This is a genomic window from Pseudomonas sp. SYWMCR5 (assembly GCF_057197165.1).
Genome location: NZ_JBXUNH010000003.1, coordinates 264382 through 289271, shown reverse-complemented (window position 1 = coordinate 289271; position 24890 = coordinate 264382). Strand labels below are relative to the sequence as shown.

Sequence of the window (24890 nt, the reverse complement as noted above, 5' to 3'; positions counted from 1 at the left end):
GCCGACTTGCCCGCAAATGGAGGCGCCGCGCCTTACCTGACCAGATGCAGGAACTGCATGTGCCGCTCGTACTGGTCGAGGATGTCGTTGATGATCTGCTCCTTGCTGTACCCGACCAGGTCATAGTTCTGGCTGCCTTCGGCCAGGTGCACTTCGGCGCGGTAGTAGCGGCGGTTCTTCAACTCCTGCGTGCCCAGCCCACCCAGTGCGAACGATGGGGTGAAGTAGCCACGCATCTGCACCTGGTAGATGAACGGCTGCTCCTCGCCATGGCCGATCTTCAGGCTGACGTTGTCGTGGCTCGGGTCGTCCTGGGTGATCAGCACCAGGCCCTTCTGCTCGAACACCTCGGTCACGTCGGCAATCGCCGGGCGCACCACGTCATCCATGAAGCGGTACACCTCGTCACGTGACGGGAAATGCACGGCCTGGCTCAAGCGCTGGCGCCAGCCACCGCGTCCGCGGCGGGACTGAGCGAACGGTGCCAGCGAGTGCATCTGCGCGATCTGTCGCTGGCTCTCCAGATAGAACGCCTTGTGCAAGCCCCACATCATGCACAGCAAGATCAGCGAGAACGGCAAGGACGTCAGCACCACGGCCGACTTGAGCGAATCGATGCTGCCGGCGAACAGCAAGCCGCTGGTGACCAGCGCCGTCATCGCGCCCCAGAAGATCCGCAGCCAGTTCGGCCCGTCTTCGTCAGCGTCGCCGCCCTTGGCAGACAGCGTCGACAGCACCACGGTGCCGGAGTCGGCGGAGGTGACGAAGAACACGAAGCTGATGAACACCGTGACGGCGATCACCGTCTTGCTCCAGGGGTAGGTTTCCAGCAGCAGGTACAGGCTCATCGACGGGTTGTCCAACGCCGACTGCCCCAGCGCGGTCATCCCATGGTTGATCACCTGGTCCAGCGCACTGTTGCCGAAGATCGACATCCACGCCAGGGTGAAGCCCAGCGGAATCAACAGCACGCCGAAGACGAATTCGCGAATGGTGCGCCCACGCGAGATGCGCGCGATGAACAGCCCGACGAAGGGCGCCCAGGCAATCCACCAGGCCCAGTAGAACACCGTCCAGCCGCCCAGCCAGTCGCGGTTCTCGCCATAGGCATACACGTCGAAGCTCTTGCGCGGCAGGGCGCCGAGATAGTCACCGAGGTTCTGGATCAGGGTGTTGAACAGGTGTTGCGTGGGCCCGGCGAAGAGCACGAACAGCAGCAGCGCGCAGGCCAGGAACAGGTTGATGTCGCTCATCACCCGCACGCCCTTCTCTACTCCGGCGACCGCCACGGCCACCGCGGCGCCCATCATCAGGGTGATCAGCAGCACCTGCACCCACTGGCTGTGGTCGATGCCGAACAGGTAGTCCAGGCCGGCGTTCAGGTGCAACACGCCAAAGCCCATGTCCGCGCCCAGGCCGAACACCGTGGCGATGATGCCGAAGCCGTCCACTGCATAGCCGATCGGCCCGTTGATGCGCTTGCCGATCAGCGGGTACAGCGCCGAGCGCAGTGCCAGTGGCAGGTTGTGGCGGTAGGCGAAATACGCCAGGGCCATGCCGACGAAGGCGAACACGCCCCAACCATGCAGGCCCCAGTGCAGGAACAGGATCTGCATCGCCTGACGCCCGGCCTCGGCCGTGCCCGCCTCGCCCTGGGGCGGCTGGAGCATGTGGGTCAGGGGTTCGGAAACGCAGAAGAAGAACAGCGTGATGCTGATACCGGCAGCGAACAGCATGCCGGCCCAGGACAGGTAGCTGAACTCGGGCTCGTCATGGTCGGCGCCGAGCTTGATCTTGCCGTAGCCGGACACTGCGGTGACCACCACGAACACCAGGTACAAGGTCATGGCCAGCATGTAGTACCAGCCGACCGTGTTGGCCGCCCAGTTCTGTGCAGCCAGCAACCAGTCGCCCGCCGCTTGCGGGTTGGCGATGACCACCAGGCCGAAGATGAGGATGAAACTTGCCGCGAAGTAGAACACCGGGGGGTTCATGCGGATTTTGCCATTGGCAAGGGAAGGCGTCGGTGCACTCATGAAACGGGCACCTCTACAGTAGTGAAAAGGCTCGGATTGAACGGGTTCAGCAAAGGGAATCCTCCTGTTGAACACCGGCAGCGGACCAGCGTTTTAATTTGAACAAGCGTTCAAGTTAAACATGGATCGGATTTCAATGCGACCTGTGGTCGCTGGCGGGCGACCAATTGACCTTTGCGCTTTGCCAGCAGTTCCGGCCCTATCGCGGGACGAGCCCGCTCCACTCTGTGGGAGCGGGCTCGTCCCGCGATATGGCCCGCCGGGCCTACCTCACTGTTTGTCCTGGCAATCGAGCTGCAGGTTCGCCTGGGTGATGTTGCTCTCGGCCGGCACGCTGCGGGTCAGCCAGACATTGCCGCCAATGGTCGAGCCCTTGCCGATGGTGATCCGCCCCAGAATGGTCGCACCGGCATAGATGACCACGTCGTCCTCGACGATCGGGTGGCGCGCCAGCCCCTTGTGCAGGGTGCCCGACTCGTCCGACGGGAAGCGCTTGGCGCCAAGGGTCACGGCCTGGTAGATACGCACACGCTCGCCGATGATCGCCGTCTCACCGATCACCACGCCTGTGCCATGGTCGATGAAGAAGCTCTGGCCGATCTGTGCGCCGGGATGGATGTCGATACCGGTGGCCGAATGCGCCAGCTCAGAGCTGATGCGCGCCAGCAGCGGCAGCCCGGCCTGGTAGAGGTAGTGCGCCAGGCGGTGGTGAATGATCGCCAGGATGCCGGGATAGCACAGCAGCACCTCATCGACGCTGCGCGCCGCGGGGTCGCCGTGGTAGGCCGCCAGCACGTCGGTGTCGAGCAGTACGCGCAACCCCGGCAAGGCTTTGGCAAAGCCTTGGATCAGGCCCAGTGCGTGGGCATCGACATCCTTGGGCTCGACCTCGGTATTGCCGTGCCGCGCGGCGTAGCGCAGTTCCAGGCGCGCCTGGGCGAGCAGTGCGGTCAGCGCCGCATCCAGGGTGTGGCCGACGTAGAAGTCCTCGCTCTCCTCACGCAGGTCCACAGGCCCCAGGCGCATGGGAAACAACGCCCCACAGAGTTGCTCGAGAATCTCGCGCATCGCCTCGCGCGAGGGCAGTTCGCGTCCGCCTTGCTTGTTGCTGCAACGGCCGTTGCGGCTGCGCCACTGGTCACGGGCCTGGCGCAGTTCGCTGACGATGCCCGGCAATTGCCAATGGCCGGTCGATGGATGTTCGCTCACGGTGTTCTCCTGGCTTGCGGCGATGTCGGAAAAGTAGGGCCGCAACTTGTAGGAATTACTCTACGGCAAATTCTTCCCTTGGAAAAAACAACGCTTTATTCCATCCTGCACTAAGTCGGGCATAAGCAGCGATGACGGGGGCCAGGTTCACGGCTACCCTCAACACTGCCCTTCAGGGACGAAATAACTGAAAGGAATAATAGATAATTTTTTATTATTTCCTGAACTATAAAGCCCACCCTATAGTCGCCACCCACTACTTAAAACAAAGCGCGGGGACAGCCATGACCAAATTCACCAAACCACTTCTCAACGCCAGCCTGGCCATCCTGCTGGGCACCGGTCTGTTCAGCCACGCCTTCGCGGGTGAGCAGCTCAAGACCATCCAGGAAAAAGGCGTGATCAACGTCGGCCTGGAAGGCACCTACCCACCCTTCAGCTTCGTCGACGAGAACGGCAAGCTGACCGGTTTCGAAGTGGAACTCTCCGAACTGCTGGCCAAGGAGCTGGGCGTCAAGGCCAAGGTCCAGCCAACCAAGTGGGACGGCATCCTCGCCGCGCTCGAATCCAAGCGCCTGGACGTGGTGATCAACCAGGTCACCATCTCCGAAGAGCGCAAGAAAAAGTACGACTTCTCCGAGCCCTACACCATCTCCGGCATCCAGGCGCTGATCCTGAAGAAGAAGGCCGAGCAGTTGAACATCAAGACCGCGCAGGACCTGGCGGGCAAGAAGGTCGGCGTGGGGCTGGGCACCAACTACGAGCAGTGGGTCAAGCAGGACGTCCCCAAGGCCGACGTGCGTACCTATGAAGACGATCCGAGCAAGTTCGCCGACCTGCGCAACGGCCGTATCGACGCCATCCTGATCGACCGCCTGGCCGCCCTGGAATACGCCCAGAAGGCCAAGGACACTCAACTTGCCGGCGAAGCCTTCTCGCGCCTGGAAAGCGGCGTGGCCCTGCGCAAGGGCGAGCCGGAACTGCTCGCGGCAGTGAACAAGGCGCTGGACAAGCTCAAGGCTGACGGCACCCTGGCCAAGCTGTCCGAGAAATACTTCGGTGCCGACGTCACCAAATGATCTCTGAAAGCCTGCAACTCGTAATCGACTCTACGCCCTTCCTGCTCAAGGGCGCGGGTTACACGGTACTGCTCAGTGTCGGCGGCATGTTCTTCGGCCTGGTGCTGGGCTTTGCCCTGGCACTGATGCGCCTGTCGAAGATCCTGCCGCTGGACTGGCTGGCGCGGATCTACGTGTCGTTCTTCCGCGGCACGCCACTGCTGGTGCAACTGTTCGTGATCTACTTCGGCATGCCGCAGATCGGCATCGAACTCGATCCGATCCCCGCCTCGCTGATCGGCCTGTCGCTGAACATGGCGGCGTACATCTGCGAAATCCTGCGCGCGGCGATCTCCTCGATCGACCGCGGCCAGTGGGAAGCCGCCGCCAGCATCGGCATGACCCGTACCCAGGCCATGCGCCGGGCGATCCTGCCCCAGGCCATGCGCACCGCCTTGCCGCCGCTGGGCAACAGCTTCATCTCGCTGGTCAAGGATACCGCCCTGGCAGCGACCATCCAGGTGCCAGAGCTGTTCCGCCAGGCGCAGTTGATCACCGCACGGACCTTCGAAGTCTTCACCATGTACCTGGCCGTGGCCGTCATCTACTGGATTCTCTGCAGTATCCTGGCGCACTTCCAGAACCGCATGGAAGCGCGGGTCAACCAGCATGACCAGGAGCACTGAAGATGATCGTAGTAGAAGGCCTGACCAAGCAGTTCAAGGGCCAGACCGTACTCAAGGGCATCGACCTGACGGTCGAGGCCGGTGAAGTCGTCGCCATCATCGGCCCGAGTGGCTCGGGCAAGACCACTTTCCTGCGCTGCCTGAACCTGCTGGAAACGCCCGATGCCGGGAAGATCCGCATCGGCGACATCGACATCGACGCCGACCGCCCGCTCAGCGGCCAGCAAAGCGCGATCCGCCGTCTGCGCCAGCAGGCCGGGTTCGTGTTCCAGAACTTCAACCTGTTCCCCCACCGCACCGCCCTGGAGAACGTCATCGAAGGGCCGGTGATCGTCAAGAAGACCCCGCGCAGCCAAGCGCTGGAGCTGGGTCGCAAGCTGCTCGCCAAGGTCGGCCTGGCCGGCAAGGAAGACGCCTATCCACGGCGCCTGTCCGGCGGCCAGCAGCAGCGCGTGGCTATCGCCCGCGCGCTTGCGATGGAGCCTGAAGTGATCCTCTTCGACGAACCGACCTCCGCGCTCGACCCCGAGCTGGTCGGCGAAGTGCTGGCGACCATCCGTGGCCTGGCCGAAGAGAAGCGCACCATGATCATCGTCACCCACGAGATGAGCTTTGCACGTGATGTGGCGAACCGGGTGATCTTCTTCGACAAGGGCGTGATCGTCGAACAGGGCGAGGCCAAGGCGCTGTTCGCCAATCCGAAGGAAGAGCGTACCCGGCAGTTCCTGCGCAAGTTCCTCGGGACCACTGCTTCGCAAGACTGAAAAGCTCGGCTGGATTCTTCGCGGGCAAGTCCCCCTCCCACAGGAGCCGCACCGGTGCTCAAGCCCGTGCGGTTCTCTGTGGGAGCGAGCCTTGCCCGCGAAGAAGCCGGCACATCCAGGCAAATGCCTCTCTTCTATTCATATTCCAAAGAGTTAGTTCATAAACTTTTTATAAGCACATAAGGTATATAGACCGGACCACCGGACCCGCACACATCCGTCGCGACCAGCTGTAGCGACGCATCTACTTCGTGAGGTTCAGGAATGGTCAGGAACACAATCACCCCAGTGCGTAACGCCAGGGCATTGAGTGCAGCCAAGGAGCGGCACTGATGTCCAGCCAACCCAACACCCAATTCCACAGCGACATCGACAGCTCGCCCCTGCTACTGCCGGCCAAGGTGCTGCGCAATGACACCGAGGCCCTGCAAGCGGCCCGCGAACTGGCCGAAACCGCGCGCCAGCAGGCTTCGCGCCGCGACCAGCAACGCAAGCTGCCGTGGGCCGAGATCGAGCTGTTCACCCGCTCGGGGCTTGGCAGCATCAGCGTGCCCAAGGCCCATGGCGGCCCGGAGGTGTCGTTCGCCACCATCGCCGAAGTCTTTCGCCTGATCAGCGCCGCCGACCCGGCGCTGGGGCAGATCCCACAGAATCAGTTCGGCCTGCTGCACCTGCTGCGCCTGACCGCCAGCGAGGCGCAGCAGGCGCTGATCTTCCGCTCGGTGCTGGACGGCTGGCGCATCGGCAACGCCGGCCCCGAACGCAGCACCAAAGACACCTTGACCCTCAAGGCACGCATCACCCGCGATGGCGACACCTACCGCATCAGCGGCGAGAAGTTCTACTCCACCGGCGCCCTGTTCGCCCATTGGGTGGCAGTCAAGGCCCTGGACGACGAAGGTCGCCAGCGCCTGGCCTTCGTCCGCCGCGGCAGCCCGGGGTTGCGCATCGTCGACGACTGGTCAGGCTTCGGCCAGCGCACCACCGCCAGCGGCACGGTACTGCTCGACCAGGTGCCAGTAGACGCGGACCTGGTGATCGACAACTGGCGCCAGGCCGACCAGCCCAATATCCAGGGCGCAGTCTCGCAACTGATCCAGGCTGCCATCGACGCCGGGATCGCCGAAGCGGCCATCGAGGACGCCATCGCCTTCGTGCGTGACAAGTCGCGGCCGTGGATCGATGCCAAGGTCGAGCGTGCCAGTGACGACCTCTATGTGATCGCCGACATCGGCCGCCTCAAGCTTGAGTTGCACGCCGCCGAAGCCCTGTTGCGCAAGGCCGCGCAGGTGCTGGACGAGGTCAATGCGGCGCCCATCGACGCTGCGGCGGCGGCACGCGCCTCGATTGCCGTGGCCGAGGCCAAGGTGCTCACCACCGAGATTTCGCTGCAGGCCAGCGAGAAGCTGCTCGAGCTTGCCGGCAGCCGCGCGACACTCGCCGAATTCAACCTCGACCGCCACTGGCGCAACGCCCGGGTGCACACGCTGCACGACCCGGTGCGCTGGAAGTACCACGCGGTCGGCGCCTACTACCTCAACGGCACGCTGCCTGCGCGGCATTCCTGGATCTGACTTGAGGGCCTTTCGCGGGCAAGCCCGCTCCTACAGGGACAGCACAGGTCTGTGGGAGCGGCGGTTCGCCGCTGCGCCTTGTCCCGCGAAAAGCCCCGGAGAACAACATGACCACATCCCTGATCAGCAGCGACGCCCAGGCCCTTGCCGTCGCCGAAGACATCGCCCGGCAACTGCACCGCGACAGCGCCCTGCGCGACCGCGAACGCCGCCTGCCACACGCTGAACTGGAGCTGTTCACCCGCTCCGGTCTGTGGGCCATCACCGTACCCAAGGCCTTCGGTGGCGCCGAAGTGTCGAACGTCACCCTGGCCAAGGTCATCGCCCGCATCGCCCAGGCCGACGCTTCGCTCGGGCAGATTCCGCAGAACCACTTCTACGCCCTCGAAGTGCTGCGCGTGAACGGCACCCCCGAACAACAGCAGCGTCTCTACGCCGAGGTGCTGGCCGGCAAGCGCTTCGGCAACGCCCTGGCCGAACTCGGCACCAGGACCTCCAGCGACCGCACCACCCGCCTGACCCGCGACGGCGGCGGCTACCGCATCAACGGCCGCAAGTTCTACGCCACCGGCGCGATCTATGCCCAACGCATCCCCACCTCGGTGGTCGATGACGAGGGCGTGCAGCAACTGGCGTTCGTGCCCGCCGACAGCCCCGGTGTGCAAGTGATAGACGACTGGAGCGGCTTCGGCCAACGCACCACCGGCAGCGGTTCGGTGCTGTTCGACAATGTCCGTGTCGAGGCCGCCGATGTGGTGCCCTTCCAGGCCGCGTTCGAGCGCCCGACCACCGTCGGCCCCTTGGCGCAGATTCTCCACGCCGCCATCGACACCGGCATCGCTCGCGCCGCAGTCGAGGACGCCCTGCACTTCGTGCGCAACCACAGCCGCCCATGGATCGACGCGGGCGTCGACCAGGCTTCGGCCGACCCGCTGACACTCAACAGCTTCGGCCGCCTGAGCATCCGCCTGCACGCCGCCGAAGCGCTGCTCGAACGGGCCGGTGAAATCCTCGACCAGGCCCAGCGCGACAGCAACGCCAGCAACGTGGCCGCCGCCTCCATCGCCGTCGCCGAGGCCCGCGCGATCAGCACCGAGATCTCCCTGGCCGCTGCCAGCACCCTGTTCGAGCTGGCCGGAAGCCGCGCCACCCTGGCCGAACACAACCTCGACCGCCACTGGCGCAACGCCCGGGTCCACACCCTGCACGACCCGGTGCGCTGGAAGTACCACGCCATCGGCAACTACTACCTCAACGGCGAAAACCCACCGCTGCGAGGGACCATCTGATGAGCAAGCAGATCCTGCTCAACGCCTTCAACATGAACTGCATTGGCCATATCAACCATGGCCTGTGGACCCATCCGCGCGACACCTCGACCCGCTACAAGGATATCGAGTACTGGACCGACCTCGCCCGCCTGCTGGAGCGCGGGCTGTTCGACGGGCTGTTCATCGCCGACATCGTCGGCACCTACGACATCTACGGCGACTCGGTCGATGTCACGCTCAAGGAGTCGATCCAGCTGCCGGTAAACGATCCGCTGCTGCTGGTCTCGGCCATGGCTGCGGTGACCCGCAACCTGGGCTTCGGACTGACTGCCAACCTCACCTACGAGCCGCCTTATCTGTTCGCGCGCCGGCTCTCGACCCTCGATCACCTGAGCAAGGGCCGGGTCGGCTGGAACATCGTCACCGGCTACCTCGACAGCGCGGCCCGTGCCATGGGCCTGGAACAGCAGCCCGAGCACGACCAACGCTACGACCAGGCCGACGAATACCTGCAGGTGCTGTACAAGCTGCTCGAAGGCAGCTGGGCGGACGATGCCGTGGTCGAAGACCGCAAGCAGCGCGTCTATGCCCAGCCCGACAAGGTGCGCAAGGTCGAGCACCGAGGCGAATTCTACAAGGTCGAGGGCTATCACCTGTGCGAGCCCTCGCCGCAGCGCACACCGGTGCTGTTCCAGGCAGGCAGCTCGGCCCGCGGCCTGGCATTTGCCGGCAACCACGCCGAGTGCGTGTTCATCGGCGGCCAGACCCTCTCAGGCACCCGTGCCCAGGTCGACAAGGTGCGCGCGGCCGCCCTCGCCGCAGGCCGCGATCCTCAGGCAATCAAGGTGTTCATGGGCATCACCGTGATCGTCGCCCCCACCGAGGAGCAGGCCCGCGCCAAGCACGCCGAGTATTTGCGCCACGCCAGTGCTGAAGCGGGTGTGGCGCACTTTGCCGCCTCCACCGGCATCGACTTCGCCGCCTTCGACCTCGACGAGCCGATCAACGCAGGCCAGGGCAACGCAATCCAGTCCGCCACCAAGCTCCTGCAGGACAACGCCTGGACCCGCCGCCGCCTGCTGGAACAACACGCCCTGGGCGGACGCTACGTGACCCTGGTCGGCGCGCCCGAGCAGGTCGCCGAGCAACTGATCGGCTGGATCGACGAGACCGGCCTGGACGGCTTCAACCTGGCACGCACCGTCACCCCGGAAAGCTACGAAGACTTCATCGACCTGGTGGTCCCCGAACTGCAACGCCGCGGCCGCTACAAGACCGCCTACGCCGACGGCAGCCTGCGCCAGAAGCTGTTCACCAGCCCCAGCGCGCACCTGCCCGCCGACCATCCCGGCAGCACCTATCGCACCCCGACCAACGCCCCGACCGGAGCCCCGCACCATGCTTGAGAAACTCTATCGGCCCGTCGCGGCCGCCCTGCTGTCCCTGGGCCTTGCCGGCGCCGCGCTGGCCGCCGAACCGCTGAAGATCGGCACCACGGCCGCCTTCGCCATTCCGCTGGAGGCGGCCGTGGCAGAAGCGCACAAGCAAGGCCTGGAGGTGAAGCTGATCGAGTTCAGCGACTGGATCGCCCCCAACGTCAGCCTCAACAGCGGCGACATCGACGTGAACTACTTCCAGCACATCCCGTTCCTGGAGAACGCCAAGGCCGCGGCAGGCTTCAACCTGGTGCCCTATGCACCGGGGATCATCAACAACGTGGGCCTGTATTCGAAGAAGTACAAAAGCTTCGCCGAACTGCCCGAAGGCGCCAGCGTGGCCATCGCCAACGACCCGATCAACAGCGGCCGCGGCCTGCAGCTGCTGGCCAAGGCCGGGTTGATCACCCTCAAGCCTGGCGTGGGTTACAAGGCCACCGAAGATGACATCGTCGCCAACCCGAAGAAGCTGAGGATTCTCCAGGTCGAGGCGGTGCAACTGGTGCGTGCCTACGACGATGCCGACCTGGTACAGGGCTACCCGGCCTACATCCGCCTGGCCAACAGCTTCGATGCCACCTCGGCGCTGCTGTTCGACGGCCTGGAGAACAAGGAATACGTGATCCAGTTCGTGATCCGCCCACAAAGCAAGGACGACCCACGCCTGGCCAAATTCGTCGATATCTACCAACATTCGCCGGCCGTGCGTGAAGCCCTGAACAAGGCCCACGGCAGTCTGTACCAGGCCGGCTGGGAGGGCTGAGATGAGCAGCGCCAGCGCCCTCAGGGCGCCCGTCCCTCAAGTTACACCCGCCCCGGCGCGCGAGCAGGTACTGCGCCCGGAGGGGAACGAGGCCCATGTCCGCTTCATCGGGTTGGGCAAGACCTACCCCGGCCAGTCACACCCCGCGCTGCACGGCATCGACCTGAACATCCGCCGCGGCGAGATCTTCGGCATCATCGGCCGCAGCGGCGCCGGCAAGTCGTCGCTGCTGCGCACCATCAACCGCCTGGAGCAACCCAGCGAAGGGCGCGTGCTGATCGACCAGGTCGATATCGCACCGTTCGAAGAGGACCGCCTGGTGTCGCTGCGCCGACGCATCGGCATGATCTTCCAGCACTTCAACCTGATGTCGGCCAAGACCGTGTGGCAGAACGTCGAGCTCCCCTTGAAGGTGGCTGGCGTGGCCAAGGCCGAGCGCCAGCGTAAAGTGCACGAGCTGCTGGAGCTGGTGGGCCTGGAGCAGAAGCACCATGTCTATCCGGCGCAGCTGTCCGGCGGTCAGAAACAGCGCGTCGGCATTGCCCGCGCGCTGGTGCACGATCCGCAGATCCTGCTGTGCGACGAAGCGACCTCGGCACTGGACCCTGAAACCACCGCCTCGATCCTCGAGCTGCTGCGCGACATCAACCGGCGCCTGGGCCTGACCATCGTGCTGATCACCCATGAGATGGCGGTGATCCGTGACATCTGTCAGCGCGTGGTGGTGCTCGAACGTGGCGAGGTGGTCGAACAGGGCGAGGTCTGGCAGGTGTTCGGCGCGCCGCGCCACGAGGTGACCCGCACCTTGCTCGCGCCCTTGCAGGCCAAGCTGCCCGCAACCTTGCAGGCCAACCTGCGGGCGCAACCGGTCAGCCAGGACAATGCCGTGGTGTTGCGCCTGCAACTGGTCGGCGAGCCGGAGCTGTCGGCATTGTTCGCCGATCTTGGTGGGCGTGTGCGCCTGCTCCAAGGGGGTGTCGAGACCATTGGCGAGCACGCCCTGGGCCAACTGGTCCTGGCCGTACGCGGCTCAGGGCTCGGGGCTCATCAACTGCTCGAGCGCGCCCGGCGCTGGGCTGCAGACGTGGAGGTGCTGGGTTATGTGGACTGAACGCCTGCTGCAAGGCCTGATCGATACCCTGCTGATGGTGGGGGTGTCTTCGTTGATCGCGCTGCTGGTGGGGATTCCGATGGCGGTGCTGCTAGTCACCAGCGGCAAGGGCGGCATCTACGAAGCGCCGCTGCTCAACAGCGTGCTGGGCGCCTTCGTCAACCTGTTCCGCTCGATTCCCTTCCTGATCCTGATGGTGGCGTTGATCCCCTTTACCCGGCTGATCGTCGGCACCACCTATGGCGTCTGGGCGGCCGTGGTGCCGTTGACCATCGCGGCCACGCCGTTCTTCGCCCGGATCGCCGAAGTCAGCCTGCGCGAGGTCGACCATGGCTTGATCGAAGCCGCGCAGGCCATGGGCTGCCGACGCTGGCACATCATCTGGCATGTGCTGCTGCCTGAAGCGCTGCCAGGGATCGTCGGCGGCTTCACCATAACCCTGGTGACCATGATCAACTCTTCGGCGATGGCCGGTGCGATCGGTGCCGGCGGCCTCGGGGACATCGCCTACCGCTATGGGTATCAGCGATTCGACAGCCAGATCATGCTGACGGTGATCGTCATGCTGGTGGCCCTGGTGGCGGTGATCCAGCTGGGTGGCGACCGGTTGGCCAAAGGCTTGAACAAGCGCTGACCGGAAGCCGGGCCCGCCCCTACAACCAGCGCAGGTTCTCGGCCGCCACGGGCCGTCCGAACCAGTAGCCCTGCCCCAGGTCGCACTGCTGCTCCAGCAGCAGTCGCGCCTGCTCGGCCTGCTCGATCCCCTCGGCATGCACCTGCATCCCCATGCTGCGCGCCAGGGCGATGATCACCCGCACGATGGCGATGTCATCTTCGTCATGGGGCAATCCGGCGACGAAGCCCTGGTCGATCTTCAGCTTCTGCACCGGCAGGCGCTTGAGCCGCAACAGCGACGAATAGCCCGTGCCGAAATCGTCGATCGCCAGGCGCAAGCCCAGCTCACGCAGACGGTGCAACTGCTCCAGTGCCACCTCCGGGTCTTCCATCACCGCGCTTTCGGTGACTTCCAGCTCCAGCAGCGCCGGGTCCAGGCCGGTCTCGTCCAGCACCTCGGCCACTTGTCGATACAGGGCGCGCTGGCCGAACAGGCGACTCGACAGATTCACCGCGACGAAATCCAGCACTCGCCCCTCGGCTTGCCACTGCACCATCTGCCGGCAGGCCTGGCGCAGCACCCAGGCATCGATATCGACGATCAACCCGGTGCGTTCGGCAATCGGGATGAACTCGCCCGGCGGCACCAGGCCGCGCTCGGGATGCTGCCAGCGCACCAGGGCCTCGACCCCGACCATGCTCCCGGTGAACAGGTCGTGCACCGGCTGGTAGAACACCCGCAGCTCTTCCTGGGCCAGGGCCCGGCGCAGCTCACCGGCGGTCTCGACGCGATGCTGGGCGTGGGCGGTGAGTTCTTCGGTGTACAGCGCATAGCAGGCGCGACCGTTGCTCTTGGCCTTGAACAGCGCCGAGTCGGCATTGCGCAACAGTTGCTCGGCGCTCAGCGCGTCGCTGGGGAACAGGCTGATGCCGATGCTCGCACCGATGAACAGGTGCTGCCCTTCGAACGCGAACGGCTGGCGCAGGCGCTCGAGGATGCCCTGGGCAGTGGTCGCCGCCTGCGCAACCTGCTGGCACCCTTCGAGCAGTACGGCGAACTCGTCGCCCCCCAGCCGCGCCAGGGTCACGCCGCTACCCAACTGCTCTCGCAAACGCTCGCCCACCAGCTTGAGCAACTGGTCGCCAATGGTGTGGCCCAGGCTGTCGTTGATGCTCTGGAAGTGGTCGAGGTCGAGCAGCAGCAAGGCGCAGCCGCGCTTGTTCGCCTGGGCCGCTGCCAGCGCCTGCTCGGCACGGTCGTTGAACAGCAGCCGGTTGGGCAGGCCGGTCAAGGGGTCGTGGTGAGCGAGGTAGGCCAGTTCTTCCTCGGAATTCTTGATCGCACTGATGTCGCTGAACACCGCGACGTAGTGACTCAGCTCGCCGCTGTCATCGCGAATCGCGCAGATCGTCTGCCATTGCGGATAGATCTCGCCGCTTTTGCGGCGATTCCAGATTTCTCCGCTCCACTCGCCCTTTTCGGCCAGGGCCGCGTAGATCTGCTGGTAGAAGGGCGCGCCATGGCGGCCCGACTTGAACTTGCTCGGGCGCTGGCCCAGCACTTCGTCCTGGTGGTAACCGGTGATGCGCATGAAGGCCCGGTTCACATGCACGATCAGGCCGTTGCGATCGGTCACCAGCACACCCTCCAGCGTGCTGTCGAAGACCGCTGCCGCCATGCGCAGGCGCTCGCGGTCCTCGCTGCGCAGACGCGCACCGACGCCGATGAAGTTGAGCAGCCGGGCCCGTGACACAAAGATCAGCAAGGCGCTGAGCAGCACCCAGACCACCACGTTGATCTGCCGCCCGACGGTCAGCGCCAGGTCGTTGTCGGTCATGCCGCACAACACCCACTCCGACAGCACCAGCCAGAGGAACGACAACACAACGTAGAGCGCAGCCATGCGCAAGGCGTCGCGAACAGAAACAGACATGTCGGGTGCATCAGTCCATGGAAGATAATGGCGCAGTATAAAGGTTGAAACATGCCGTGACTTTAAATCCGGGCTCATAAATAAGTCGCGGTCCCCGCCTCCCTGGCCCCGTCCAGCCTGCCTCGGCGACGCCCTCGCCGACGGCAAGGTGACCGGTGGCGACGATCCCGGCGCAAGCGCGACTGGTTTTATTTCACCGTCAAGGGATAATGCGCCCGTTGTTTCCCCTGTTTTCCCGAGGGTCTTTCCAACTATGTGGTACAACGGTCTGCTCGACCTGTCGGCCTGGCAACTGGTCGCGGTCACCCTGCTGATGACCCATGTGACCATCGTCAGCGTCACGATCTACCTGCATCGCTACTCGGCGCACCGCTCCCTGGAGCTCAATGCCGGGCTCAAGCATTTCTTCCGTTTCTGGCTGTGGCTGACCACGGCGCAGAACACCCGCGAATGGACGGCGGTGCACCGCAAGCACCACGCCAAGTGCGAAACCCCCGACGACCCGCACAGCCCGGTGTACAAGGGCTTGGGCACGGTCCTGCGCAAAGGCGCGGAGCTGTACCGGGAAGAGGCGCGCAACGAGGAAACCCTGCGCATCTACGGCAAGAACTGCCCGGATGACTGGATCGAGCGCAACCTCTACTCGCGCTACAAACTGGGCGGCATCGTCCTGATGGCCGTGCTCGACCTGCTGCTGTTCGGCACCATCGGCATCACCATCTGGGCCATCCAGATGATGTGGATTCCGTTCTGGGCCGCCGGCGTGGTCAATGGCCTGGGCCATGCGGTCGGCTATCGCAACTTCGAATGCCGCGACGCCGCCACCAACCTGGTGCCCTGGGGCATCATCATCGGCGGCGAGGAGCTGCACAACAACCACCACACCTACCCCAATTCGGCCAAGCTGTCGGTACGTCGCTGGGAGTTCGACATGGGCTGGATGTGGATTCGCCTGCTGTGCCTGCTGCGCCTGGCCAAGGTGCAGCGCGTGGCGCCGATCGCCCATCGGGTCGAAGGCAAGGCCTCGCTGGACATGGACACCGCCATGGCGATCCTCAACAACCGCTTCCAGATCATGGCCCAGTACCGCAAGCTGGTGATCGGCCCACTGGTCAAGCAGGAGCTGGAAAAGGTCGACACCTCGGTGCGCCACCACTTCCGTCGCGCCAAGCGCCTGCTGTCACGCGAGACCAGCCTGCTGCAGGATCGCCATCACGTACGCATCGAATCGATGCTGACGCACAGCCAGACGCTCAAGATCATCTACGAGAAGCGCCTGGCGCTGCAGCAGATCTGGGCACGCACCAGCGCCAACGGCCACGACATGCTGGCCGCCATGAAAGACTGGGTGCACGAGGCCGAAGCCAGTGGTATCCAGTCGCTGCGGGACTTCGCCGCGCAGCTCAAGACCTACTCCCTGCGTCCTACCGGCGCCTGACTGCCGTTGATCGGCATGCCCCGCCCAGGGGCATGCCGACCGGAACTTCACCCCCCCGCTCGACTCAAAATCGGCATATCGCCCGCGTGGCGGGCCGGGTCGTGGCCGCACGCACATTCGTCGAGAACCGATCCGTGCACATGGCCAAAGAACGTCATCCTCCGATCCAGACCGGTCCACCCCGCCCTGAAGCTGCCCAGACCCTGCTCGCCCTGCTGCATGCGCAGGGTGAAGTGGCGCGTCTGAGCGAGCGCGAGCAGCTCTACAGTTCCTTGCTCGACAGCGTCAACGCCGTGCTCTGGGCCTTCGACTGGGAAACCCGCCAGGTGCTTTACGTCAGCCCCGCCTACGAGCGTATTTTTGGCCGCCCGGCCAGCCTGGTGATGGCCGACTACAACGAATGGCGCGACGCAATCCACCCCGACGACCTCGACTACGCCGAGCGCAGCCTGGCCCAGGTACTGCTCCAGGGCACCGTCGAGGACCGCGAATACCGCATCATCAACGGCGCAGGCGAAGTGCGCTGGCTCAGCGACAAGTGCTACATCAACCAGCAGCGCCAAGGCGAACGGGTGATCATCGTCGGCATTGCCGAGGACATCACCGAGAAGAAACAGCTCGAAGGAGAATTGCAACGCCTTGCCACCACCGACGTCCTGACCCAGAGCAGCAACCGCCGACACTTCTTCGACTGTGCCCAGCAGGCGTTCGACCGCGCCCGCGAAGACGGCACGCCAATGGCCTTCCTGCTGCTGGACATCGACGACTTCAAGCACATCAACGACAGCTATGGGCATCCAGAGGGCGATCAGGTGCTGCAGCGCATCGCCGACACCGGCAAGGCGGCGCTGCGCCGGGGCGATCTGTTCGGGCGTATTGGCGGCGAGGAATTCGCGGCGGTGTTCCCAGGCTGCACGGCACAGGTCGCCGAACAGATCGCCCAACGCCTGCAGCGGGAGATCCAGCGCCTGAGCTTCACCTACGGCCAGCAGACCTACGGCGTGACCGTAAGCCAGGGGCTGACCGAACTGAGCGAGCAGGATACCGACCTGGACAACCTGTTCGGCCGCGCCGACGCAGCGATGTACCAGGCCAAGCGCCAGGGCAAGAATCAGATCGTGCGCGGGTGACCGGCAGCGCTCAAGGTTTGGCCGCGGTGCTGCCTTCGTCGGTGTCCGGGGCCTGAGGCACCTCTTCCACAACCTCGGCTTCAACGCTCGCGGCATCGACCTCAGGCGTTGTGACCACCACCGGCGGCGCGGGCGGCTCGCGCAGGCGATTGAGCTCAGGCAGGCCAAGCTTGAGCAGGCGTGCAGTCTTGCTGCTGGCGATCTTCTCGTTGCCCTGGGTCGGCAACGCCCGTGACAACTGGCCGGCCAGGTTCATCGCCAGGATCTCTCGCGAATACACGCCACCGCCCAACTGGTAGATCGCAGCGATCAGCTCACGCAGGTCCAGCGGCAGGCGCCAGCGGGTGCGCAGGGCCGAGCCGAACGGTGCGCCAAACTCATTGAGCGACAACTGCACCTGGTCTTCGTCCAGCGCGCCACCGGCCAGACGCCACTCCTGCAGAGTGCGCAGCACCGCCAGGTCCCCCAGGCAATGCAACAGGCCCGCGCAGTAGCAGCGCTCCTGGTCCAGCTCGAGCATGCGCGCCAAAGTACGCGCGAATTCGGCGGTGTGTAGCGAGATGTTCCAGAAGCGTGCGGCATGCTGTGCCAGCAGCGGGTCGCTCAGGCGTGCGCTGCGCTTCAGCGTCAGGCCCAGGATCAGGTTCATGCTCTGGGTGCTGCCCAACTTGTTCAGCGCCTGCAGCAGGGTCTGCACCGGCGCATCGCTATGCATGGCGGCACTGTTGGCTGCGGCGATGAGCACACCGGTGATCTGCGGGTCACTGCGCACTTCCTCTTCCAGCACCCGCAGGTTCAGGCCCTGGGGGTTGAGCGCGCGCTTGATCGCCAGTTGCACATCGGCAAACAGCGGGCCGCCATCGGCGGTAGCCCGGCGCTGCTCGAGGTAGGCCGGCAGGCTGGCCCCCGGCTGAAGGGGCGGCACCGGGCAGGCAATCTGCTCGCCGACTTCGAGCAACAGGTTTTCCAGGCGCTTGCGCAGGTTGTCCAGGTCCAGCGGTTTGCTCAGATAGGCGGTGGGGTGCAGTGGCAGCGCTTCTTTCACACTGGCGCTGTCAGTGCGTTCGCTCATGAGGATGAACGGCAGGCCAGGCTTGTCGCTCTTGGCGCGCACCTTGCGCAGCAGATCGAGGCCATCGACACCGGACAGCTCACGGGCGGCGATGATCAGGTCGGGCTTGCTCGACAGCGCCGTCAGGGCCTGGGAGCCATCGGCACAGACCTCCAACCGGGCATCGCAGCGCACGCTGAGCAGCATCTCGCGAAGCATGTCGCGTACCCAGGGATCGCTCTCGGCGATCAGCACGCGGGGTGGGAGGGGGTCTGCAGCGCTCATGGGCAACTCCTGAATAATCCTGACACGCAGTCCATCGCGGCTTCCAAACACGTCCATCGGTTAACCATAGCGCCACCTGCCGTGAATTGGCACAAAAAAAACCCGCGATGGCATGCAGTTCACAGTTTGTTCATCTTCGTCGCAGCATCCGTGCACGCATTAACTACCACCTCGCCCGGCCCCTGACCGGCTCTAGTGATGCCCCCATCACAACGCCGTACAGCAAGCACGGCCAGCGAGGAAGTCATGACGCTCGACCTTTCATCCACCACGCAACAAGCCCTTTCGACCCTGCGCACCCGCATCGACCAACGCCTTGCACAGTCCCCCTCGCTTGAGAGCATGGGGCTGGCCAATCTGGACCAGGCATTGACAGACGCAGAAGCTGCGAGCATCGAGCTGGCGATCAGGAGCGCCGTGCACGCTTACTGGGAGTCGCTCGAAAAACCCTCGAAGACGAGGCGCCAGTGTCACATCGAGGATATCGAGGCCACGCTGCGCCAATTGCTCGACATCCAGATCGCCGCCGGCAGGATTCACCCGACCTACGCCACCTGCCTGCCCGCTTCGCTCGATCAGAATGGCCTGGCCATCAGCACCCTGAGCCTCAAGCTCGAGGCAGGCCGCACAGCCACACTGCATGGCTGCCTGATGTTCAGCCTGGACAGCGGCCCGACCCTCGTGTGGATCGCTGGCCGCCAATGGGCCGCCTTCGCCACGCGCGACCTGGCGCTTGCCGCGCTGACGGCGCTGGTGAACCAGCCGGTGGCCGGGGCCAGCATCACCGATACCCTGACCCGCGCGCAGCGCCTCGCGATGACCCAGGCATCGGCAGTGCACCCCTACGAACAGCGCCACTGGGTGATCAAACCCGTACAGCGCAAGGCCTTTGCCGAGCTGCATCGACAGCTGCGCAGCCTGCAGCTGCACGATATCAAGTACGCCTTGCGAGTCGAGCCGGTGCCTGGTGAATCTCGCTCCGGACGCGTCGAGGATGCGCTGCGCCTGCCGCTTGCTCTCGGACCGAGCAGCGCTCTCGACGCCACCCTCGACGAGGCGCTCAAGACACCGCCCAAAGCACCCCACTGGCTGCGATACGCGCCAGAGGACCAGGCCAATCAATGCCTGAAGGCACTCCAGGAATACGACCACGCTCGTGCCGCCATGCTCAGTGCGCTGGGCGGCTGCGACAGCATCGAAAGCTTCGCCGCGACTCATCTGCGCAGCACTATCGCCAACGACCTGGGCCTGGATCTGGACCCCGAGCAGATCATGCTGGTGACCAAGCGCACGCTGCCCGAAACCGCCACCCCCTATGAAATCCGGCGCAGCCTTGTGCACCTAGCTTTGCAGGGGCTGCACGATGGCGACGACCAGCCGGCCTCGGAATTCATCGCCGCCACACGCTTCGAACAACAAGACCGGCCACTGCCTGACGCGTACGCCACACTCACGCCTGCCTATGTCTGCAAGCTGATCGAAACACTGGCGCTGCACGGCAAGTTCGCCCCCGCTCAGATAGCCGCACACAAGCAGGACACCAACCGGTCGCTGATGAACACCGCGCTCTTGCAGCAGATCGCGGCCCAGGCCTGGTGCGCACGCCTGCAGGGCCAGATCACGCCCGAAGACCAGCAGACGCTGGCAACCTTCGTCGCAGGAAGCGGCACGGGCTATGACAGGTTGTCCAGTGCCAACCTGCTCCTGGCCGACCAGTACCTGCTGAGCGACGCGCTGCTGGTGCGCCAGGAAGACGCCGAGGGCGGCCTGCAGCGTCTGCTACTGTGCTGCCCGCATCATCCGCACAAGCCGGTGCAGGGTTTCGACAGCGAACGGCAGTTGCTCGTCGAGGTGGTGGGCTGGTTCGCTGAGGCGGACTCCCAGGCCTACCTGCTGCAGAACGTGATAGCCCAGCAGCGCACCTCGTTCGCCGCCCTGATCAGTCAGATCGCCGACAAGCCACTCCCGCAAACACAGCAACAACCCACCAGCACCGACACGCAGGCCTGGAACAGCTGGTACCTGGATATCAGCAAGCAGCGCGAGCGGATCCCTACCCCGCAAAAGCCCTACGAGCAATTCATGACGCTGGTGCGCTTCACGGGCCAGGAAGGGGTCAAAGCCCTGACCCAGAACCGCATCGAGGTTGCCGAGGCCAACACAGCCGCGCACGAGCCCGCCTGGTTGCAATCGGCCAGTGCCTCCCAGCGTGGCCAGCTGACACGCCTGGAAGACCAGATCCAGGCTGCAGAGCAGCAGTATGCCAAGGCCAGGCATGCGCAACTGCCGGACTTCGAGGCGTATGTCCATGCCCAGGCCCAGGACAAGCTCAAGCAGTTGCTCGGGAACAACGACGAGCGTGTCGATCCGGACCGCGTGATCATCAAGTCACCCAGGGAGACCTTGACCTACACCCAATTGCTGCGCAACGGCTATGACGACAGCCTGGGCCTGCTTACGGCCACAGCCGATACCACGGCGACCTTCGAAGGCCCACCCGGGGTCGATCTGTCGGCGCTGACACCACAATCGGTCACCGGCTCCATACGCGGTCAGTGGGTATCCGACCGCTACGTCAGACTGATCGAGGAAACCCTGCTCTCGCCCAGACACACCGGCTACGCCTGGCGCCGTCAGCAGAGCGTGTTGATCGTGCAACTGCAGATGCAACTGGCGGCGCTGCGCAGCCTCCTGCAAGGGCATCTGGACGCCGACCAGCACACCTGGGTGCTGGCGAGCATCCAGAGCATGCACCGGACTGCCGACACCGAGCGTGAGCGCCATGCGTTCTACCGATTGGTGGTGCGTATCGACAACGAATTCCTGGCCAGCGAGCCGACAATCGGCAGGTTGTTCAACGAGCTGTACCGGATCATGGACAAGACTCCGCCCTACCGCGAAGAAATCATCCACGGTTGCTACCTGCTCAAATCGCCGGCAGGGCACCCTTCGCAGACGCTGCTCTACACGCCCGCGGCAGCAGACGGCATCGACTTCCGGCCCTTCAGCAGCTTCGTCCAGTCGCTCAACACCCCGGGCATGGCCGACTACTACAAGGACCGCAGTCGCAGACAAGCCGGGCAACTGCTGGCCTTCCTGTTCAAGGACCTGCGCGAGGGCGGCCCGAGCCTGGTACCAAGCGTACCCGAAGCCCCCGCGGACGACCTGCGCATCCTGTGCTATGACGACGGGCTGCGCCAACGCATCGTCGATGTGCGCGATGTCACCAAGGGCCGCGCCGATATGATCGCGAGCATCGTCTGGAACACACTGGAAACGGTGACCCAGATCGTGACGCTGCCCTTCCCGCCTGCTGCATTCGCAGTGGGCGCCGCACTTGCCCTGCGCGACTATGTCGCTGCACTGAGCGCATTCATCAACCGCGATGCCGGCACCGCAAGCCTTTACCTGTTGTCTTCGCTGCTCAACGGCGCAGGCGCCTATGGCGACCTGGCGCACGGCATGAAAGGCTTTGGTGGCCTGCTGCGCAATGCCGAGCGGCTGCCCAGCCAACCACGGCGCTGGGCAGACACGAAGGCGACAGTGCTCGGCCTCACCGAGCGTGAGCTCACGCCCGTCGAACTGAAGGGCCAGTCGGTACTGCTCGGGCCTCCTTGCGCACAGGGATTGGCGCGGGTAGCCAGGCGTAACGCAAGCGGTGAACTGATCGACACCGGACGTTACGCCCGGCAGGACAAGCTCGGGGACTGGACCCCGGTGGAGCATGCGGACAACGCTGCATTCCAGCTTGCCCCCGACAAGCACGCCGTCGCCATCTCGCTGGAAGGTGGCACACCGGCCAGTGGCGCACACGCGCAAGGCATCACGCTGGTCAATGGCCGCCCCTACGTACAGATCGACGCCCAGGTGTTCCAGGTGCAATTCGATCCGCACACCGCACAGTGGTCGATCATCGACCCGGACAATCCATTCGCCTTTTTCGGGCGCCAGCCATTGGCACGCCAGGCCGATGGCACCTGGAAACGCGTCGACAGTGGCGGGTTGCGTGGTGGCAGCCCTGGTGACAACGGCCAGGCAACCACGCCAAAGCCTGTGACAACGCCTGACACCGTCACCCCACCCGCGGCCGGTGCTGACAACGTGGTCAGCCTGCGCAGTGAACGCTCGAGCTTCTGGGATACCCACATGAAAGAGGATGCGGCGCAAAGCGAACTGCTCTCGAACCAGGCCCAGGCCCGTCATCGCGCATTGCTGGACGATGCCGATATCGCCCGCCTGGAAGATGGCGAAAGTGCGCGCATGGATGAGCATGACTTCGAGTATCTGCAAACCGAGGAAGGTATTACCTACACCTACAAGGAAGACGAAGATTACGTAAACCGCCTCGTCGGCAACTACACGGATGAAGACTCACAGATCAACAGCTATCTGCGCCGTGGGGTGCATGAGTTCGCGTTCTGCGACTCGGACACCTTCGTCGACAAGCTGGTGGACTCGCTGGAAACCCTGCCCAAGAGCAACACAGTCGCTCTGTACCGCGGAGGCAACGGATCGAGAGGCACCTCGGGCGAGCACTTTCGCAGTGGGAGACTCAAGAAAGGCGATGTGCTGGTCAACTCGGACCTGACGTCCTTTACCGAGAATCCTTACGTGATACGTGCTTTCGCCAGCGATGAGCTCTCCTCGCCGGACATCGTGGTGGGTGCGTTCGACGACACATCAGTGGTCTTCGAAGTCCCTGCGGGCCAATACCACAGCGGGGTGCCCATAGCCCCCCTGTCATGGACAAAAACAGAGGCGGAAACCCTGTTCCCGCCAGGGTGCCGTTTCGAGATCGAAGACATCGGCGAGGTGGTGGGTGACGACTTCCGCTTCGTCAATGTGAAGCTCAAGGAGATCCCGAGCACAACGCCCGTAGTGCATCCGGTCTATGACCTGCGCACTGGCAACCCATTCAAGCGCGACGAGTACGCCGCCATGCTCAAGAACGACGACCTGGTCGAACGCTTCTTCCCGGCTGCCGACTGGACACCTCCCAGCCCTTCGAACACCTGAACCTCAGGTTGAAAAAAAACGCCCAGGCAATGCCTGGGCGTTTTCTACTCACGCGAATCAGCGATCAAGCCAGTTCAGCGAAGCACTCTTCGATGATGGCCAGGCCTTTGTCCAGCAGGGCGTCTTCGGCGGTCAGCGGAACCAGGATCCGCAGGACATTGCCGTAGGTGCCGCAGGACAGCAGGATCAGACCCTTGTCACGTGCCTTGGCGACCACTTGGGCCACGGCGGCAGCGTTCGGGGTGTGGGTGCCCTTCTCGAACACTTCCACGGCGATCATCGAACCCAGACCACGGACATCACCGATGATCGGGTGCTTCTTCTGGATTTCACGCAGGCCGGCGGTCAGGCGCTCGCCAACGGCCTTGCTGCGATCCAGCAGTTTCTCTTCCTCGAACACCTGGATGACGGCCAGGGCCGCGGCGCAGGCGATCGGCGAACCGGCGTAGGTGCCGCCCAGGCCGCCTGGAGCGATGGCGTCCATGTACTCGGCCTTGCCGCACACACCGGCCAGCGGGAAGCCGCCGGCGATGGACTTGGCGAAGGTGGTCAGGTCAGGCGCGACGCCCATCTGTTCCATGGCGAAGAAGGTGCCGGTACGGCCAGCGCCGGTCTGCACTTCGTCGGCGATCAGCAGGATGCCGTGCTGGTCGCACAGGGCGCGCAGGCGCTGCATCAGCTCTTTCGGCGCGGGCAGGAAGCCGCCTTCGCCTTGTACTGGCTCGAGGATGATCGCAGCGATGTCGCGCGGCTCGGCGTCGTTCTTGAAGATGCGCTCGACCGAGGCGATGGCGTCATCGACGCTCACGCCGTGCAGCTCGCTCGGGAACAGGGCACGGAACACGCCGCCTGGCATCAGGCCCATGCCTGCGGAGTACGGCACGACCTTGCCGGTCAGACCCAGGGTCATCATGGTGCGGCCGTGGTAGCCGCCGGTGAAGGCGATCACGCCGGCACGACCAGTGGCGGCACGGGCGATCTTCACGGCGTTTTCAACGGCTTCGGAGCCGGTGGAAACCAGCAGGGTCTTCTTGTCGAAGTCGCCCGGGACCAGCTTGTTGATCTTTTCGCACAGCTCTACATAGGGCTCGTAGGCCAGCACCTGGAAGCAGGTGTGGCTGACCTTGGTCAGCTGCTCTTGAACGGCGGCGACCACTTTCGGGTGCAGGTGGCCGGTGTTCAGTACTGCGATGCCGCCGGCGAAGTCGATCAGTTCGCGGCCTTCAACGTCGATCACCGTGGAGTTCTTCGCCGACTCGACGAAGATCGGGTGGATCTGGCCGACGCCACGTGGGACGGCGGCGACACGGCGTTGCATCAAGGATTCGTTGGTCTTGCTCATAATGCCCTCATTCGCGCCGACTCTGACGGCGCTGTTATTCGGGGGTGGCTGGGTGTGCCTGCGAACAGTATTCGTTGATCGACTGTCACCGACGCCCTGGCCACCAGGTACTGCATGTCAAAAAAACCAGCGAGACGTCGCTCTCGCGCCCCGCTGGCAGAGGTAAAGCCC

17 protein-coding genes are annotated in these 24890 nt (G+C 64.4%); 12 read left to right on the top strand and 5 right to left on the bottom strand.

Annotated features, from left to right (window positions below; all coding sequences use genetic code 11):
* Positions 1-32: 32 nt before the first annotated feature.
* Positions 33-1994 carry a choline transporter BetT gene (betT, locus tag AC2CGW_RS11765; RefSeq protein ID WP_186667576.1) on the bottom strand — a complete coding sequence of 654 codons (1962 nt, stop codon included), beginning with the start codon at positions 1992-1994 and terminating at the stop codon, positions 33-35.
* A gap of 312 nt (positions 1995-2306) precedes the next feature.
* Positions 2307-3245 carry a serine O-acetyltransferase EpsC gene (gene epsC, locus AC2CGW_RS11760; RefSeq protein ID WP_186667408.1) on the bottom strand — a complete coding sequence of 313 codons (939 nt, stop codon included), beginning with the start codon at positions 3243-3245 and terminating at the stop codon, positions 2307-2309.
* Between the two features lie 284 nt (positions 3246-3529).
* On the opposite strand from epsC, the gene tcyJ reads away from it, so the two are divergent.
* The 9 genes from tcyJ to AC2CGW_RS11715 all read left to right on the top strand — a co-directional run bounded on the left by tcyJ (position 3530) and on the right by AC2CGW_RS11715 (position 12542).
* Positions 3530-4324 carry a cystine ABC transporter substrate-binding protein gene (tcyJ, locus tag AC2CGW_RS11755; protein ID WP_054891655.1) on the top strand — a complete coding sequence of 265 codons (795 nt, stop codon included), beginning with the start codon at positions 3530-3532 and terminating at the stop codon, positions 4322-4324.
* Positions 4321-4989, top strand: a complete 669-nt coding sequence (gene tcyL, locus AC2CGW_RS11750) for a cystine ABC transporter permease (protein ID WP_054891654.1) — start codon at positions 4321-4323, stop codon at positions 4987-4989. Before tcyJ ends, tcyL begins: the two co-directional genes overlap by 4 nt.
* Before the next feature lie 2 nt (positions 4990-4991).
* Entirely contained in the window at positions 4992-5753 is a 762-nt protein-coding gene (gene tcyN / locus AC2CGW_RS11745; protein WP_186667407.1) for an L-cystine ABC transporter ATP-binding protein TcyN, read from the top strand.
* A gap of 332 nt (positions 5754-6085) precedes the next feature.
* Positions 6086-7327 (top strand): SfnB family sulfur acquisition oxidoreductase, encoded by a 1242-nt coding sequence (locus AC2CGW_RS11740; protein ID WP_186711240.1) that lies wholly within the window; start codon positions 6086-6088, stop codon positions 7325-7327.
* Between the two features lie 107 nt (positions 7328-7434).
* Complete coding sequence (locus AC2CGW_RS11735) at positions 7435-8616, top strand: SfnB family sulfur acquisition oxidoreductase (RefSeq protein WP_484574074.1); 1182 nt, start codon at positions 7435-7437, stop codon at positions 8614-8616.
* Positions 8616-10004 (top strand): LLM class flavin-dependent oxidoreductase, encoded by a 1389-nt coding sequence (locus tag AC2CGW_RS11730; protein WP_484574073.1) that lies wholly within the window; start codon positions 8616-8618, stop codon positions 10002-10004. The genes AC2CGW_RS11735 and AC2CGW_RS11730 overlap by 1 nt, the downstream gene beginning before the upstream one ends.
* Positions 9997-10797, top strand: a complete 801-nt coding sequence (locus tag AC2CGW_RS11725; protein ID WP_186667403.1) for a MetQ/NlpA family ABC transporter substrate-binding protein — start codon at positions 9997-9999, stop codon at positions 10795-10797. The genes AC2CGW_RS11730 and AC2CGW_RS11725 overlap by 8 nt, the downstream gene beginning before the upstream one ends.
* A gap of 1 nt (position 10798) precedes the next feature.
* Complete coding sequence (locus AC2CGW_RS11720; RefSeq protein ID WP_484574072.1) at positions 10799-11908, top strand: methionine ABC transporter ATP-binding protein; 1110 nt, start codon at positions 10799-10801, stop codon at positions 11906-11908.
* Positions 11898-12542 (top strand): methionine ABC transporter permease, encoded by a 645-nt coding sequence (locus AC2CGW_RS11715; RefSeq protein WP_484574071.1) that lies wholly within the window; start codon positions 11898-11900, stop codon positions 12540-12542. The genes AC2CGW_RS11720 and AC2CGW_RS11715 overlap by 11 nt, the downstream gene beginning before the upstream one ends.
* Positions 12543-12561: 19 nt before the next feature.
* Here the strand turns inward: AC2CGW_RS11715 and dibA are convergent, their stop codons facing one another.
* Positions 12562-14457 carry a phosphodiesterase DibA gene (gene dibA / locus AC2CGW_RS11710; RefSeq protein ID WP_484574070.1) on the bottom strand — a complete coding sequence of 632 codons (1896 nt, stop codon included), beginning with the start codon at positions 14455-14457 and terminating at the stop codon, positions 12562-12564.
* 253 nt (positions 14458-14710) lie between these two features.
* On the opposite strand from dibA, the gene desA reads away from it, so the two are divergent.
* Positions 14711-15895 (top strand): delta-9 fatty acid desaturase DesA, encoded by a 1185-nt coding sequence (gene desA, locus AC2CGW_RS11705; RefSeq protein WP_186667400.1) that lies wholly within the window; start codon positions 14711-14713, stop codon positions 15893-15895.
* Between the two features lie 140 nt (positions 15896-16035).
* Positions 16036-17025, top strand: coding sequence for a GGDEF domain-containing protein (locus AC2CGW_RS11700; protein WP_484574069.1), 990 nt, complete (start codon positions 16036-16038; stop codon positions 17023-17025).
* Between the two features lie 10 nt (positions 17026-17035).
* Here the strand turns inward: AC2CGW_RS11700 and AC2CGW_RS11695 are convergent, their stop codons facing one another.
* Positions 17036-18361, bottom strand: coding sequence for a response regulator (locus AC2CGW_RS11695; protein ID WP_186667398.1), 1326 nt, complete (start codon positions 18359-18361; stop codon positions 17036-17038).
* 246 nt (positions 18362-18607) lie between these two features.
* Here AC2CGW_RS11695 and AC2CGW_RS11690 point away from each other — a divergent pair, with 246 nt between their 5' ends.
* Positions 18608-23377: a dermonecrotic toxin domain-containing protein gene (locus AC2CGW_RS11690; RefSeq protein WP_484574068.1), complete on the top strand. Its 4770-nt coding sequence runs from the start codon at positions 18608-18610 to the stop codon at positions 23375-23377.
* Positions 23378-23441: 64 nt separating this feature from the next.
* On the opposite strand, the gene gabT is transcribed toward AC2CGW_RS11690, so the two are convergent.
* The gene (gene gabT / locus AC2CGW_RS11685) at positions 23442-24719 is read right to left on the bottom strand and encodes a 4-aminobutyrate--2-oxoglutarate transaminase (RefSeq protein WP_186667396.1); all 1278 of its coding nucleotides are present in this window, start codon (positions 24717-24719) and stop codon (positions 23442-23444) included.
* Positions 24720-24890 lie beyond the last annotated feature (171 nt).